This is a genomic window from Metasolibacillus fluoroglycofenilyticus, assembly GCF_003049645.1.
Classification (GTDB): Bacteria; Bacillota; Bacilli; order Bacillales_A; family Planococcaceae; genus Metasolibacillus; species Metasolibacillus fluoroglycofenilyticus.
The window spans coordinates 1-232 of sequence record NZ_PYWK01000043.1 but is presented as its reverse complement, the minus strand read 5'-3'; the positions used below and the strand labels follow the sequence as shown (position 1 = coordinate 232).

Here is a 232-nt window from a genome sequence, read left to right as displayed (position 1 = left end):
CCGTTTGAGCAATGGGGGGACGCAGGAGGGTAGGGTAAGCAGAGCGTTGGTTGTCTCTGTTCAAGCAGTAAGGCGTGTGTGTAGGCAAATCCGCACACTCTAACGCCAAGCTGTGATGACGAGTCCGCATGGACGAAGTTCCTGATCTCACACTGCCAAGAAAAGCCTCTAGCGAGGTGGGAGGTACCCGTACCGCAAACCGACACAGGTAGTCGAGGAGAGAATCCTAAGG

The 232-nt window shown here is 55.2% G+C and carries 1 rRNA gene; it reads left to right on the top strand.

Going from position 1 to position 232, the window contains the following annotated elements:
* Nucleotides 1–232, top strand: a 23S ribosomal RNA gene (locus tag C9J36_RS17200); the annotation flags it as partial.